Here is a 15208-nt window from a genome sequence, read left to right on the forward strand (position 1 = left end):
TCACTGACACTCCAGTGAGTCGCCGCTTGCATCCGATGTTTTCCGTACGGCAACCGAGAAAGCGACCGTCGAACTCGACCAACCTCACCCTTCCCGTCGGGTTCGGAACAAGCGATCGCAACGTCGTTGTCGCGGCACCAATCAAGAATCAAAAACTGTAAGAAACTCCATGTCCGATTTTGCTACTCCCCAGGTCGACCCTGATTTGGCTGACGTTAAAAAGGTACGCAAATCGACCACTCGACGAACCGACGCGGCACAATCTCCGCTTGAGACCTACTTGCGCGAGATCAACGAAACGGCGCTGCTAACGGCCCAAGAAGAATTGGATCTCGCCGCCCGCATCGAAGCCGGCGACGTCGAAGCACGTGACCGAATGGTCCGCGCCAACTTGCGTTTGGTCGTCAATATTTCGCGCGGCTACACCGGCAAAGGTCTTAGCCTGCAAGACTTGATCGAGGAAGGCAACCTCGGATTGCTTCGAGCCGTCGAAGGGTTTGATCCGACGGTCGGGACTCGCTTTAGTACCTATGCGAGTTACTGGATCAAGCAGTCAATCAAACGCGCGTTGATCAATAGCGCCAAGACGATTCGCATTCCCGCCTACATGGTTGAGCTGTTGAGTAAGTGGCGACGGGCGACGGCGCGTCTGAGCGAAGAACTCGGCCGAACACCGACCAACGAAGAAGTCGCGCGTGTTCTGGGACTGCCTAAAAAGAAGTTGCCGATCATTCGCAAAGCCATCCGGATCAGCAACAGCACCCCACAAAGCGACCAGAGTGAATCGGGGTGGTCGCTGGGCGAGATGGTCATGGATGAGCGTCTAAAAAGTCCCGATGAAATGCTGCTCGACCACGACATTTTGCATCATGCGATGGAGCTACTTGATGACCTTGAAGAACGCGAAGCCATGGTGCTGAAGTTACGGTTTGGCCTGGATGGCGCCGAACCGAAGACACTGAAAGAAATCGGCGCCGAACTCGGTTTGACACGTGAACGAGTTCGCCAGATTGAAACCGAAGCACTTCGACGACTTGCCGATGGATTGACCGATCCACGAGAACGCTTTCGCGGGTAGGCGATGACGTCTCACTACATCCGGCCACCTATGTAGGTCCTGGTCCTGATGCCGTGGGAGGAAAGGAAGGCGATCGCTTCGGTGGTCAGACCGCGGATGAACACTTCACCAAGATTTGGCATTTCCGCAAGTACCGCGATGTCGTTGGCGGAATAGCTCTTTCCACCGTGGATCGAAAGATACTCCAAATCTCTAAGCTGCCCGATACTGTTCCAATCTGATTCGCTTAACGGCACTGTTCCGGTCACCGTGAGTGAATTTAGCGTCATCTGTGACGAGAACTGCAATGGCGTCACATCTCTTCGCGCAATCGTTAGGCGTTGCAGACGCGTCAGTCGCGGTAAGTAACGCCAAGTCATTGACGAGGCTGGCACTCGAAGCGATCGCGAAAAGCCTAGCATCACGCACGCCCGCAAGTAATCTTCAAGCGGTTCAGAGGAGTCAAAAACGATCGAGTCGCAACCGTTGTTGATGACCTTGTGAATGTCCAATCGCTCGCTAAGTGAATTCTTCCAGCGAATTCTTACGGGCCGTAAACCCGCGAATGTAAAGACGACCTCGTTGTCTCTGACAGTCATCGATTGTACATGCCCTGGGAGCCAATCACAGAAATCCGCGAGCGTCAATCGATCATCATCGGAGACATCGAATGGAAGATAAAATCGGAGTTCTCGATTCGGGCGATGGTCGAGCGAATGCAGTTCTTCGGCGTTGATCTTGCAAAACTGAAAATCCAGTCGAAACATCAGCATCTGATTCAGCTTTTCTAGCCCGGCCGTATCCAAGTCACAATCGCGGAAATGGATTTCGCGGACTCGATAGAAATCATGTCGTAAGAAATGATTCAATGACCTCGAGTCTGCTTGTTGGAAGTAGCAAGGACCGACCGGCTCCAGAACCGGGATGCGAAGTAATTTGTTGAGATCCTCTTCGCCGAGTCCGAATTTGCCTGACATGAATCTTGGCGAAAAAATCAGCTTTTCCAAAGCTGGGAAATCACCACACTCGGCAATTCGATCCACGTCAATCAAAGTCGAGTGGATGTCTAGAAGCCGCAGGTCGGGCAATTCTTTGAGATAGCCTAGGGCTTTAGCCGTGATATTACGGTTGCCCCAAATCGAGAGCCGTTTAAGCTTGCGGCAGGGCACTAAGTACTGCAAGTCTTCGGAACGAATCTTCGTTCGTTCCAAGTACAAGCGTTCCAAACTGGTAAGCTTGCCGATGGTTTGCAAATCGCCACCGGCGACACTACTGCGAGCCAAGCGAACGGTGACTGGCGTCGCGAAATAGTGATTCGTACGCTCGTGAATACGATCAAGAAATCCGCTGCGATACTCAACACGACCGCCTAGTTTTTCGATGTAGCGGACGACGGCATGGACTTCGCGCCGTTGTTTGTGCACGACACTAACGATCGCGACGATGACGGCGAGTGCTAGAAGACCTCGAAGCGAAAATCGGAAGCGTTTCATCGAGCCCCACCGGTTCAATCGAAAGACTGTCGAGTGGGACCAGTCTAGCACCGGTAGCTTTCGAGATGCAAATCTTGGGTATCGCTTGATCAGTCGACGCGAACGCTTCGATGGCCCCGTGGATTTTGAAGGCGTTCAAATGCCGCGGCAAATTGTTTGCCTAAATCGATGTAGCCTTCCGAGTCGTAATGCCAGGGATCGGAATATTGATAGTCATCGGTAGAAATCACCAGCTCGGCACATCGATCGCCTTCGACGAAGGCCTGTTGCTTTTGACGTAAGGCATCGCCATGCGTCCAAACTTTGCCTGATGGGTTGTTCCCGCTATCGGAAATCCTTCCGATGACGACAGGCAAATCGTCCTGATGCAAGGCAGCACGCAGCAAATCCATCAGACGCTTCAGGTTGGTTCCGTAGGCGTCGGCAGTTTCTAAGTCGATCGTTGCGTCGCTCTCCCCTTGCATCCAGGCGATGCCCGCAGGAATTAGGGTGTCATCAATGCCATCGTTGTCGATGTCAACGTCTGCCAGCGCGTTTCGAATCGTTGCCAGGCAATGGTCGTATTGATTGACGTCACGATGAAGGCCTTCCTCGGCATGGAAATCTGGGTCCCAGCAACCGAAACGCCCCGCAGCATTAATTGCGATGGATGAACCATTGCGGGCGTATTTGATCACCGCAATTTCCCGATCGGGGTTAGCTTTCCTTAATGCATGTAGCATCGATAGCTCCAAGCCGAATCGATCGGAGTATCGGTTGACTCCATTTCGGATTTGAAACCCAGTTCCATGGCCGGGCTGGAGTATCGTCCAAAATCCTTCGCCAGATGCGGCCGTTTGATCCGCCGCGGCGGGGCTATGAAAAATATAGACCCCGGGGAGGCGGCCCGCCAACGAGTCTGGCAACTCATCGACTTTCCCAAAGCCTTCCATATTGGATTGGCCGCCGAGAAAATACAGGTCGAACTCTGCTGCCGGAAGCGTCCGGATGAGGAGCATCGACTCGATCAACGCGATCATTCCGACAAACACTATGACCTGGAGTGGCCTTGAAGGACGCATTGTCAACATGCTGAAACCGGCGAAACATCGGTGGGGAAATGGTGGCCTGCATCGGCCGAGGAAGGGACCGCATTCTAATCGAAACGCAATGCCGGGGGCCGTAGCAGACGGAAACTTTGCGATTCGAAAGATTCCTAAGTCATGCGGTGTTTTCGACCAAGTAGAACCGCAACGTTACCCGCGACCCCGCTGACCGCTATGGTGAGCGGTAGCGGAGCGAGTTTGTAACCCGACTTGACATGATTTAAGCCAAGTAGTTGCAAGTCAAGCAAAGGACGACCTTAGCCGGTATGCCGCTCGCCTCTTCAGAAACGCGTGATACTCGGACCACGCTATGAAGCTGAGTTTCTGGACGTCCCTGTTTTTTCGCGGTGTTTCGATGGGCGACTAACGTCGTTTTCCGCGCCCTTTGCCACGTCCCGAGTTTGATTTCTTGTGATTTTCAACGTTGTTGTCGACTAGGACAGAGACGACTTCATTCCACGTCGGAACAACCGCCCTACGCCGTGGCGAGGCTTTTGCGTCGCCCTCATCGATGTCACCACGATTGCGTCGGGATCGGCCGCGTTCGTCGTCGGAGACCTCTTCACGACTCTTGTTCTCGGCGTCTTGGCTGTGCTCGCCGTCTCGGCTGCGACCGCGCCCGCGTCGTCCACGTCTTCGTCGGCCGCGGCGAATTTCTTCGACCTCGTCATCGTCTTCGTGGTCATCGTCGAAAGCCGAGGTGCTGGACAAGGCGTCTTCGATCTCGTCATCGCGATCGTCGTTTGAATCCTGTAGTTCTTCGGAACCGCGTTGACGCCGTCCACCTCGGCGGCGGCGTCCACGACGTTTTCGGCGTGGACCGTCGGAATCATCATCGTCACTTGAATCGTCAGCGTCAGCATCGAGATCGACGACTTCATCTTCGACCAACTCGGATTCTCGTTTTTCGCTATCGCGGCGATTGCGTCCGCGTCCGCGACCTCGTCGCCGACGCCGGTTGGGCGACTGGTCATCGCTATCGTCGTCCACTTCGTCGAACGGATGTTCGTCTTGTTCAAGTTCTTCGATCGCTGCGTCAAACGATTCTGTTTCTTGATCGTCTTCGCCCATTCGTTGACGCTGGCCGCGCCGGCCACGTCGGGGGCGTCGTTCTTCACGAGCGGATTCCGATCGGCGTGAGCGACGCGATGAGCGTGGGGCATCATCGGCATCGTCTTCATCGTCGCATTGGTCATCGGATGCAACTTCTTCACGCTGCTTGATTGGTCGGTCGGACTCACTCCGTTCTGAAGATCGCTCTTCACGATTGTTCTCGCGACCGCGCCGGCGTCGGGCTTGACGTCGCTTTGGCGCGACGGGCTCTTCTTCGGCGACGGCCTCGGCTTTCTCTTCTTCTTCGTCATCATCGTCCGGCAAGTCGCGGAACGACTTAAACGACAGCGGGTCAAAAGGATCGTCTGCGGGCGGTTCGTCGAATCCAGGCAATCGGTCGGCGGGTTCGGCCGTCCCGGCGTCGTTAGACGCGATCGGCGCCGACGATTCGCTGTTGTTATCGTCACTTTGGTCTTCGATCACATCGTCTGGCTCGGGACCAAGATCAATGCCCAGGCCTTCACCGAAAGCCGTTGCCGATGACTTCGATTTCTTTGGAAGCGAATCATTGCTTTGTCGGCTTTCCACTTTCACCGGCTCGCGGTGTGGTGGCGGTGGTGTCGTGTCTTCGATACCAAGCTGGCCCGCCAAGTCCGACCAGGCTGACGTGTCTTCGCCGGCATCCGAATCGTCGAACAACTCATCTGAAGCGGATACGGTCGTTTCTTGCTGCAACAGTTCCTCGACGACTGGTTCGTCGATCGCCGGCGGTCCTCCGGAGGTCAATTCCTCGATTCCGACGTCTTTGTCTGGGATGCCAAAGCCGGGAAGCTGAGTCACAACGGTTTGGGACGTCAGAGCTTGCAGAACGTCCTCTCCCGATTCGACATTTGTGTCTTCTGGAGTCGCCGAGTCCTGGACGGTCGCGGCTTGACTAGGCGTGGGCTGCAAGTCCGCTTGGTCGATCGCCGCTTCGGCAACCGGCGGCAAGTCGCGAGAGGCCGATTCGTCGTCTTGAGAGGCGTTAGCATCTTGCGGGAGCTGGTCGCCGGATGGATTCGGATCGTCGGAGGCAGCCGGTGGTTGCTCTTTTCGCTCAGCGGGCGTCTTCTTCGGCTGGGGAGGCTGAGGAGTTCCGAGCAACTTGGCGAGTAAATTCCAATTGTCTGACATTCAATTATTCTGCGTATCGTTTTCGAGCCGCACGCTTAATAGTTGCTGCGGCGAAGGGTTGTATTGACGTCGCGACACGATTCACCTGGAAAGTTCGGTTCGACCGATTCTCTTCATCATCTCGTTCAGTTTGGAAGCGATCCGAGGATCGAAACTGTCATGGCGACGACCGTTTTCGTCAGCCCGCACGGAATCAAACGTTCGCACGCGCGGCGCTCGGCGGTGAATTGTGACAGATTCGTGTCTTGCTCGTACAAGTTGGGCGAGAAGTTTTCGTCGTTCGCCCAGCCTTTCGCTCAACCGAGAGGTCAATCTCTGCTTCGACGGGGTGGATTTGTAGTTTCGGCGGCCATCTCAGATTCCGCGATGGCAGCGGTCGGGCTATATGTATAGCCGCGCCGAAACCAATTCCCAAGGGGATTTGCAAACAATCCCCGTGCCGGGGGCCCGTCGATGACTCTGTGTAGCCATGTCATGCCCCTCTGGAAAGCTTCGGTTTCGGCCTTTCCGCCTGACGAGTACTTCGTTCCATTTGATAATGCGGGTTCGATTCATCAGCCGACGGGCATTTGCCCCCAGTTGTTGCACCGAAACCGCGGATAACGCCATGCGGCTAATCCGAAAATCGAGTTGAAACGAAGTACTAAAGGACCTAATCGGCAAAGTTTCCCCGGTTCACCAACACGACTCTCAAATCTAAGCCATCGAGTGACCTCCAGCCTGTTACAGCCGCGCAATGGCGATCGACTGCGCCCCCTCGTCGTATTCGGAACTCGACCAGAAGCGATCAAGTTGGCGCCCTTGATTCGACAGTTTCAACAGAACAGCGGCCAAATTTCGCCGATCGTTTGTAGCACCGGTCAGCACCGTGAAATGCTTGATCAAGTTCTCGGCTACTTTTCAATCACTCCCGATCTTGATCTAGGGTTGATGCGGCCCGGTCAAAGCCTGGCGGGATTGACCGCACGCTGCATTGAGTCAGTGGATGGTGTGATTGAGCAGCATCAACCGGACTGCGTCGTCGTCCAAGGGGATACGACGACGGTGATGGCCTCCGCAATGGCTGCGTTTTATCACCGATTGCCAGTCGTGCATGTCGAAGCCGGATTGCGAACCGGAGACTTGGGGGCCCCCTGGCCGGAAGAGTTCAATCGACGCGTCGCCGGCTTGGTCACAACGTTGCACTGCGCCCCGACCCAACGAAGTCGCCAGGCGCTATTGGATGAAGGCGTTCCCGACAGCCAAGTGCGCGTGACCGGGAATACGGTGATCGACGCCTTGTTCTGGTCAGTCGAGAAAGAACGTGCCGATGATACTCGTTGGCGGTCCAAGTATCCGATGGCGACAGCGGACCGGGTCGTCTTGGTGACCGGGCATCGCCGTGAAAACTTTGGCGGAGGTCTGGAGGCGATCTGCCAAGCATTGCTTGAACTCGCTCGGCTTCACCCCGAAACGCAGTTCATCTACCCGGTTCATCTTAACCCCAACGTCAAAGGCCCGGTACACGCGGCGCTATCCGGTTGCGAAAACATTTATCTTGTACCGCCCGCACAGTACCCAGAATTTGTTTGGTTGATGGACCAAGCCGACGTGGTGTTGACCGATTCCGGTGGAGTCCAAGAGGAAGCCCCTTCGCTGAAGTGCGCCGTTTTGGTTACGCGTGATAAAACGGAGCGTCCCGAAGCGGTTGATGCGGGGCTCGCCGAATTGGTGGGGACTGACCGTGAACTGATTGTTCGTCGGGTTTCGGCACTACTCGAACAATCAAATGGCCGGTCGCAACAATCCATCCAAGATAACCCCTACGGCGATGGTCAAGCATCGCGCCGGATCACCGATTGGATGCTCAGTCAATCGTAGTGTCCCGTTTCGCCGCAAAGTTTGGGTTCGCCGATAGGAAACCAAGCGATTGTCTCAGTTGCGGAAAAGGGCTCGCAAGAAGTCAGCTCTTGGCTTTGGCGATTTCGTTTTCGTCGCTTATCACCCCGGGGACCGCTGCGTGCTGATCGCTGCTTGCTGAATGATAAGCAGGGCTTAGAACCTATGCCCAGTTTCCTATTCGGGAATTATTTCGCTACGGACTAAGTCTTCGAAAGTCTCACGCTTTCGAATCAGCTTTGCTTCGCCGTCCTCGATCATCACCTCGGCGGCGCGTAATTTACTGTTGTAATTACTGGCCATTACAAAGCCGTAAGCGCCGGCGTTCTCGAGAATGACAAAATCGCCGACACGGCACATTGGGAGCGAACGTTGATCGACAAACCCACCTTCGCGTTGGGTGAAGATGTCGCCCGATTCACAGAGCGGCCCTCCAATCACGGCCTGGACCGATTCACGGTCAGCGGTCGCGACGCCGTCGCCGCCGCAGACAGAAATCGGATGGTAAGCCCCATACATCACCGGGCGTGCGAGATCATTGAACCCTGCGTCGAGCAGGAAGAATAGATTGTCACCGACCTTTTTGACGCTGCGAACTTCCGCGATCAGGTAGCCGGATTCTGCCGAAAGAAAACGCCCCGGTTCGATCTCCAGTGAAATGTCGTGTCCGAACGATTCGGCGAGCTGTTTTCGAGTCGTGTCCCAGAGTTCGAAGTACTTGTCCAGATCGACGTACGTTTCTGATTCGCTATATGGCACCGGTAAGCCGCCGCCGGCACTGATCGATGTCAATGTGCGTCCGACTTCCATCGCCGTTCGTCGCATTGCTTCGCAGACTTCGCTCAAGTGTTCCAGGTCAGTACCCGAACCGATGTGCATATGCAAACCTGTGATGGTCACACCATACTGGTCAGCCAAACGTAGGCACTCGTCGATTTGCGAATGCCAAATACCATGCTTGCTTTGCTCTCCGCCGGTGTTGGTTTTTTGGCTGTGTCCGTGACCAAATCCGGGGTTGATGCGTAGCGTGACCTCGGCGCCGGGCCTACGTTCACCCAGTTGGGCAATCATGTCCGGCGATCCACAATTGACGTGGATGTTGTGTTCAAGCACCAACTCCAACGCTTCGGCGTCAAAGATGTCGGCGGTGTAAACGATACCGTGGTCTTTTGCTTCGTAGCCGGCGGCGAGCGCTCGCCGGATTTCGCCCGCACTTACGGCGTCGACGACGACACCTTTGCGCCGCATGCGATCGATGATCGCCAAGTTACTGCACGCTTTTTGTGCGTAACGCACGATGTCGAATTTCGCCAGGTCGTCGATGCGTTGCTCGATCACCGACAGATCATAAACATACAGCGGCGTACCGAAGTTCTTCGCCAACTCGGCAACGGAGAGACCTGCGATTTGATGTCGGCTGGTAGAAAAACTTGGGGTCGCGAGTGTGGCCATGGCTTTGATCGTGCGAGTGTTTTTAAGACAGACAACTCACTATCAAAGCCGGTTCACGCTGCTTTGTCCAGGGAGCGCGTTTTTCGCAGACTTCTCCCTGATCGACCTGTTGATTTTCAGGTTCGCCCTCTCACAAAGTTGCCTTCGACTCCGCAGCAACCGCAGCAAAGATCGCTACATTCACGGGGTGAAGGACGACAAAAGAAAATCGACAGGCTGTGATGCCTCACCGATCGACCGGTTCGCGTCCCGTCCGGCAGAGCTCCGGGACGGGACTCGAAAACGAAGTCAACGTCGCTTCAGCTTCGGCGAATTAGGCGTCGCCGGGATCCTTGCCGTCGGTCCACGGTCCGGCGTACCGCATGTATTCCGGTTCGTTCAACCGGCTACCGAAATCACCGGCTTGCCACCCTGGGATGTGGTTGGCTTGTTCGCGAGCTTGCGATTTTGCTTCCCACTTGGCAGCCCAGCCGGGATCGGTGGTGCTAATGTCACGCGAGCCTTCGTTGACGAAGTACACTTCACCGTTACGGTAACTCTGGGCCCCCAGGTTGACGACGGCCATCGCGGCGGCACCGAGGTCTGGTGGGTTGTTGCACAATTGTGGATCGCCCGCTTCACAAGCATCCAGGAAATTTTCGAAGTGGGCCTTTGTTGTATTCTTCACCGGCGTCGTTGAAATGCGCTCGGGTTCAAACGTCCGTTTCGCTGAATCGCCCTGGGCGGTGACCTGTCGACGTTCGGGGACGAACTCAAAACCGTCGAACGATTCGCCGTTGCCCAGCATGAACGTTCCATAGTGACCTCGGATCAGTTGGTTGACCCGCGATTCCTGGTTGCACATCGTCGCAGTGATCAGACCTTGGACGCCTTCGTTGAAGTCGGCGACCACGGTGGCAACATCGGGAACGTCGCGCCCGTCGTACTCCATGTAGATCCCGCCAGCACCGACAACGCGTCCGGGAACTCGCAACCCAGTCGCTTTCAACATTGATGTGGTTCGGTGCACAAACAGGTCGGTGAACATCCCGCTGCCAAACGGCCAGAACCGCCGCCACTGCTTGTAAACCGCGCGGTCAAATGGCATTTCCGGTGCCAAGCCCTCGTTCTTGCCCAGCCAGCGATCCCAGTCAATTTTCTTTGGCGACATATCGGGTACCAACTTGTAGTACCGCCACTGTCCGAGATCGCTATTGCGGAAGTACTCAGTTTGAAATCCGAGGACTTTGCCGAGCTTACCGTCTTGCAACAGGGCGCGGATCTCGTTCCAAACTGGCAGGCTGGTTGACTGGACACCGACTTGCATGACCTGACCGGATTCACGCCATTTCGCTTCTACGTCGAACGCCTCTTCAACGCTTTTGGTCATTGGTTTTTCGCAGTAAACACTCAGACCGGCATCGAGCGAATCGACGATCTGTTTATGGTGCCAGTGGTCTGGCGTCCCGATGCAGACCGCATCAAGATTTTCCTTTGCGATCATGTCGTTGTAGTCGACATATCGGCCGGGATCGTTCCCCGTCTTTTCTTTGATGTAATCGGCGACCTTATCACGCTGCGTTTCATAGACCTCGGCGACACCAACTAGATCAATTTTGCGACCTTCATTGTGCAACTGACAAAGCGTTTTGACGTGGGCACCAAAGCCGCGGCCACCTGGGCCGATGAATCCGATTCGTAAGCGTTCGTTCGCGGCGGGGGTTGCGCCGGCACTCCCCGGCAAGCTGACGACCGAGGCTGCCCCTGCGGTAGCTCCAGCTTTGAGGAAATTGCGACGATTCGACGACTTGGGCGTCACTTCTTGTTGGCTCATATTGCTTTATCCAAGCGATGTGGGGGTGGGGGTTGAAAGTAGAAGGCGGGTGGCATGACGCTGCCGGGCGGCTTCTATTTTACCACAACCGCCAGCGGCAAGCTGTGTAAAGTACCGGTGCTTCAAGCCAGGCCATTATGGTGAGTTTCCGGTGACGGTTCGCGGTGATATTAGGAGCAGCGAACCCCCTGGATCATCACCAGCAATCTCGCATTACCTATCTTTCCCGAAGTACCGCCGACGATGGCGGTTTATCCCGGCCATGCCTGCCTGCCCTTATCGATCGGCTGAACGTGAAAGCCATCTTTTACGGGATCGTTGTTGTAGAAATAGGCGTAAGCTTTGACACAATCGGAATTGTCACGGTCGTGTTGAAGATTGCCGGACAGTAGCGTCGCCTCGACTACATATCGGTGGTACAAGTCGCTCGGTCCGTTTCCGTCAGTCCCTTCGATTTCATCAAGTACGCACATCACCAGCGGGAGTTCGCTGTCCGGAAAGGTCCATACTTCGCCGATCACCCGCGAATCGCCACGCGTCATCGCGGGATAATCATGTCGTCCATACAGGGTCGCCACGACCCAAGCGGGGTGGACGGAGGATGGCTCCGCCGGCCAGAGTTTTTCTCGGCACTGGCCTCGCTTCAGCGTTCCGTAAACAAAGAACGAATTGACTTGTCGTCGTTCAGTTTCCACTGGTGCTCCTGCTGGACCTTGTCATCGCCCAGGTTTCTTCGTTTCCGGGGCACGCATCGCCGCAAACTGATCACCGAACACTACCATCGCCGCGTCAATTTCGTTCTCGCCGATCTCTTCGAAGATGGACGACCAACGCTCATGGCTGTTGAATCCTAAGCCTCCGACCATCGCCGCATCGATCTGTTCCATCGATTCGGCAATCTGATCGTTAAGAATCTGTTGGGCCTCGATCCACATAGGAATCGCCAGCAATCGCAACACATCGCCGTCGCTGTAGTCATGATTCGCCGTGCGATATGTCTCCACTAATTCAGCCGCGGCGTCACTTAGGTTTTGGCTTCGTTCGCCACGGTCGTAGTCATACAAACCGCACCCGCTGGCTCGACCCAATCGTTTCCGTTTTAGCAGCCCAGGGATCATCGGCGACGGGTCGACGCGTTGGGGAAACGCATTGATGTAAGCCCGGCCGGCATGAAACATCGTCGTCGCACCGATCCAATCGATCAGCTCGAGTGGTGATAAAGGCATTCCGTAGGCCACCGCGACACGCTCAATTTGTTCCGCCGTCGCTCCTCGGCACAGCAGCAGCAACGCTTGATTCAGGTAGGGCGAAAGCATTCGGTTGACAATGAATCCGGGGCCATCTTTGCAACGAATTGCTCGCTTATGGATTGCTCCGGCGTACTCAACCGCCTGTTCGAGTACTTCAGCGTCTGTCCCACCGCCGGCGACAATTTCGACCCCCGCACGTTGATGAACAGGCATAAAGAAATGCATTCCGCACAAACGGTGTGCGTCGACCTCACGCCCTGCGGCGATCTCGTCAATTCTCAACGTTGATGTGTTACTGCAAAGGATCGCATCATTTTGAAGGACGCGGCTAAGTTTACCGAGTAAGTCCTGTTTGACCGCCAATTGCTCCACGACCGATTCGATCACCATCAGTGAAGGCAGAGGTTCGGGCTCCGCTTCCCCTTCCCGCAGTGGAGGTGAGACCGCGATCAAGTGCAGTCCATCAAGTAATTCAGGCAACGATTCGACGTTTCCGCCGTGTTGCGAAAAGTAGTTCGCCGCCTGCTCAAGCGAAGATGCGTTTGCATCACCGAGGCAGAATGCTCGTTTGGCTGCGAAATGTGCTTCAGCGATAGCGACCCCAACCACGCCGGCTCCGATCAGCAATGTTTTCGGTCGGGAATCAGGCCAGGTCGGCATTGACGCTTTCGATGAAGAGGGCAAAACGGATCAGACGAATGGGAACGGGACGTATCTTTGCACAACGTATCTCAACCGACGAGCCGGTTGCCGACGATTTGCACCGTTCCCTTGCCTTGAATCGAACCGCTTAGGATGGATTCTTGCACGTGGGGCGGCAACGCCACTGACTTTTCGGCGGATTGCAGCTCAATTCGCGGCGCTTGCCCGATGAATGATGCCCATCCCGTGAACGTGCTTGGTGGTCCCAGCATCACGTCGGTCTCGGCGAGCGAGTACATGTCGCCGATCGCCGATCCCGGCCCACGAAAGACGCTCAGTCCTTTAAACGATGACTCGTCGATTGCCTCGTGAGTGCAAACCAAAAAGTTGACTTTTCGACCCGGGAACTGCTCACGAACTTGGTGCATCCACCGTGCATAACAGGCATCGTCAAAGTAGTAACGACCATCCATGAAGTTTGCATAGTCGCCGCGACGGATATGGACTCCCACGACAACGTCGCAATCGCGACGAGCGGTCGCCAAACTTTCGTCAACCGCGTTGCGGTCCCTCACACCAAGCGAAAAGAAGTCTTTGATACTGGCCCAATGTTGCATCAGGAACGCATCGCTACGGAACCGCCAGCCCTGAAGGAGTACGACTCGGCCAGAGCGTGCCGCCGATTCAAATTCATTGCCTGCCAAGTCGCATTCGTCGTGCTTTGATAGACGAATGATTTTGAAAGGGTGTTCGCGAAGACGTGCTAGATACAGCGTCTTGGTGCCGATCTCGATCGCATGCATCAGCCGTGTTCGCTGCGCTAGCGAGGGCGGCGAGGCATGTCGCGATGCAGTTTTCTCTCGGGAAGATTTGACGTTCGAATCGGGCTCGTAGCGGCACCAAAGATCATCACTCATTCTGGGAAACAAATGCGCGTATTCGGCGAAACAGGGGTTCCGCAGCGCCACGCCATAGTGCTTCGCCGCCGCGATCAGGTGGGCGAACAAAAACAGACGGTTGCCAAGTTGTCCGTAGCGACGAGCGATAACCAGCATGAATCGGCGGAGGTGATTGGGGCGCAAGTGTAAGGCGATATCAGCTTTTACTCGGACCCGCGCCGGCACGGCAAGCCCGCGCCCGACGGCAAGGCTAAAGCAAACCTGACAAATTTCTCGACTTTGGTGATTGGGCTTGCATCCAATTGACGAAAAATGCGATAGCAAGGGTCGTAGGGCTTGATTGGAGACCGGCCCTGACGATTTGGTCATTCGAAGAAAGAGCTATCGCGATGAAGATCCGTACTGCCGCTTTCGCCGCTGCGGTGTTTGCAACGTTGCTGGTGTTCGCACCGTCCCCGTCCTTCGCCCAAGAATCGGCGCCGGAATTGCCACCGGCTAACCCGGTTTCGCAAGTGATGACCAACCTGAATCCGATGAACTGGAAAATGCCTTCTTTCGGTAGCATCCTGCCGACCAAAGATGAGAAAGATCGGGTCATCACCAAGAAAAACAATCTGGTGACGGAGGTTTCGACGACCGCCAAGCAGAGTTGGCAGCGCACCAAGGAAACTCTGAATCCGATGCGGTTAATCCCAGCCGGGTTCCGCCAAAACAGCACCACGACACAACCGGCTCAAACTCAGAAGTCGGAAGGTTTCTTCAGCAAGCTTCTTTCGCCATTTCCTGAAAAGAAAGATCCCGAGCCCACGGTCACCGACTGGTTGAAGCAAGACCCGGTGAAGTAAGACTGGTTCGGTCGCCGGCGTATTCGAATTTGCGACCGGCGATGCGAAGACGTTTCGATTTGGTCAAATGTTCGGGTGCGACTCATCAGCCGAAGGGCGTTAGCCCCGGTTGTCGCTCCGGAACCGAAATTACTAACACCTTTTAGCTAAACTTAGTTTCAGACGTTGACGAAGCATTCGTTCGATGTCGACGTCAGCGTGCGTTTTATCAACAAGGCCATGCCAGCCAAACGGTGTGGCCTTTGTTTCGTTTCAGCCGGCCAGTTTTCTGAGGCATTCCTTGGGGGCCTGGCTGGGCTACAAACGTGTGTTTGTTCAGTGTCGCACTTCTTCCGCACACTGAGGGCCAGTTTGGATGTAACCTCAGCCGTTCGGGGTTCGCCTCGGAGTTGTGATTCCGCCTTCTGGCAACTCAGGTCTAGGCCCACCGCAAAACGATGATCGTAAGTGTCGCGACTGTCGCTGCAAACACACTTGACGATCTCGGATGCAAGGTTGTACCGCAGCTTGGTATAACTCGTCCGGTTGACAAAACCAGGATGCACGTTGGTTGGTAGCGGCTCCTTCA

11 protein-coding genes are annotated in these 15208 nt (G+C 55.4%); 3 read left to right on the forward strand and 8 right to left on the reverse strand.

Annotated features, from left to right (window positions below; all coding sequences use genetic code 11):
- Nucleotides 1–169 precede the first annotated feature (169 nt).
- The gene (locus FYC48_RS10400) at nt 170–1078 is read left to right on the forward strand and encodes a sigma-70 family RNA polymerase sigma factor (protein WP_149496646.1); all 909 of its coding nucleotides are present in this window, start codon (nt 170–172) and stop codon (nt 1076–1078) included.
- A 14-nt stretch (nt 1079–1092) separates the two neighbouring features.
- On the opposite strand, the gene FYC48_RS10405 is transcribed toward FYC48_RS10400, so the two are convergent.
- From FYC48_RS10405 to FYC48_RS10415, 3 genes are all read right to left on the reverse strand, one after another.
- Nucleotides 1093–2550, reverse strand: a complete 1458-nt coding sequence (locus FYC48_RS10405; RefSeq protein WP_149496647.1) for a leucine-rich repeat domain-containing protein — start codon at nt 2548–2550, stop codon at nt 1093–1095.
- An 89-nt stretch (nt 2551–2639) separates the two neighbouring features.
- Complete coding sequence (locus FYC48_RS10410) at nt 2640–3548, reverse strand: sialate O-acetylesterase (protein WP_149496648.1); 909 nt, start codon at nt 3546–3548, stop codon at nt 2640–2642.
- 450 nt (nt 3549–3998) lie between these two features.
- Nucleotides 3999–5861: a hypothetical protein gene (locus FYC48_RS10415; RefSeq protein ID WP_149496649.1), complete on the reverse strand. Its 1863-nt coding sequence runs from the start codon at nt 5859–5861 to the stop codon at nt 3999–4001.
- A gap of 708 nt (nt 5862–6569) precedes the next feature.
- Here FYC48_RS10415 and wecB point away from each other — a divergent pair.
- Complete coding sequence (gene wecB, locus FYC48_RS10420) at nt 6570–7721, forward strand: non-hydrolyzing UDP-N-acetylglucosamine 2-epimerase (protein WP_149496650.1); 1152 nt, start codon at nt 6570–6572, stop codon at nt 7719–7721.
- 195 nt (nt 7722–7916) lie between these two features.
- On the opposite strand, the gene lysA is transcribed toward wecB, so the two are convergent.
- From lysA to FYC48_RS10445, 5 genes are all read right to left on the reverse strand, one after another.
- Nucleotides 7917–9191, reverse strand: a complete 1275-nt coding sequence (gene lysA, locus FYC48_RS10425; protein ID WP_149496651.1) for a diaminopimelate decarboxylase — start codon at nt 9189–9191, stop codon at nt 7917–7919.
- A gap of 313 nt (nt 9192–9504) precedes the next feature.
- A complete protein-coding gene (locus tag FYC48_RS10430; RefSeq protein WP_149496652.1) occupies nt 9505–11004 on the reverse strand; it encodes a Gfo/Idh/MocA family oxidoreductase in 1500 nt (499 codons plus the stop codon).
- Between the two features lie 251 nt (nt 11005–11255).
- The gene (locus FYC48_RS10435; RefSeq protein WP_149496653.1) at nt 11256–11699 is read right to left on the reverse strand and encodes a gamma-glutamylcyclotransferase family protein; all 444 of its coding nucleotides are present in this window, start codon (nt 11697–11699) and stop codon (nt 11256–11258) included.
- A gap of 21 nt (nt 11700–11720) precedes the next feature.
- Nucleotides 11721–12914 (reverse strand): 3-hydroxyacyl-CoA dehydrogenase, encoded by a 1194-nt coding sequence (locus tag FYC48_RS10440; protein WP_149496654.1) that lies wholly within the window; start codon nt 12912–12914, stop codon nt 11721–11723.
- Between the two features lie 71 nt (nt 12915–12985).
- Nucleotides 12986–13951, reverse strand: coding sequence for an alpha-1,2-fucosyltransferase (locus FYC48_RS10445; protein WP_160149444.1), 966 nt, complete (start codon nt 13949–13951; stop codon nt 12986–12988).
- Between the two features lie 233 nt (nt 13952–14184).
- Between FYC48_RS10445 and FYC48_RS10450 the strand changes: the two genes are divergently transcribed.
- Nucleotides 14185–14640 carry a hypothetical protein gene (locus FYC48_RS10450; RefSeq protein WP_149496656.1) on the forward strand — a complete coding sequence of 152 codons (456 nt, stop codon included), beginning with the start codon at nt 14185–14187 and terminating at the stop codon, nt 14638–14640.
- Nucleotides 14641–15208 lie beyond the last annotated feature (568 nt).

The organism is Roseiconus lacunae (assembly GCF_008312935.1).
Classification (GTDB): domain Bacteria; phylum Planctomycetota; class Planctomycetia; order Pirellulales; family Pirellulaceae; genus Stieleria; species Stieleria lacunae.

Excerpts from the sequence above, each read along its gene's own strand:
- FYC48_RS10400 (WP_149496646.1), top strand. The coding sequence starts at position 170 with ATGTCCGATTTTGCTACTCCCCAGGTCGACCCTGATTTGGCTGACGTT.
- FYC48_RS10405 (WP_149496647.1), bottom strand. The coding sequence starts at position 2,550 with ATGAAACGCTTCCGATTTTCGCTTCGAGGTCTTCTAGCACTCGCCGTC.
- FYC48_RS10410 (WP_149496648.1), bottom strand. The coding sequence starts at position 3,548 with ATGCTCCTCATCCGGACGCTTCCGGCAGCAGAGTTCGACCTGTATTTT.
- FYC48_RS10415 (WP_149496649.1), bottom strand. The coding sequence starts at position 5,861 with ATGTCAGACAATTGGAATTTACTCGCCAAGTTGCTCGGAACTCCTCAG.
- lysA (WP_149496651.1), bottom strand. The coding sequence starts at position 9,191 with ATGGCCACACTCGCGACCCCAAGTTTTTCTACCAGCCGACATCAAATC.
- FYC48_RS10430 (WP_149496652.1), bottom strand. The coding sequence starts at position 11,004 with ATGAGCCAACAAGAAGTGACGCCCAAGTCGTCGAATCGTCGCAATTTC.
- FYC48_RS10440 (WP_149496654.1), bottom strand. The coding sequence starts at position 12,914 with ATGCCGACCTGGCCTGATTCCCGACCGAAAACATTGCTGATCGGAGCC.
- FYC48_RS10445 (WP_160149444.1), bottom strand. The coding sequence starts at position 13,951 with ATGCTGGTTATCGCTCGTCGCTACGGACAACTTGGCAACCGTCTGTTT.
- FYC48_RS10450 (WP_149496656.1), top strand. The coding sequence starts at position 14,185 with ATGAAGATCCGTACTGCCGCTTTCGCCGCTGCGGTGTTTGCAACGTTG.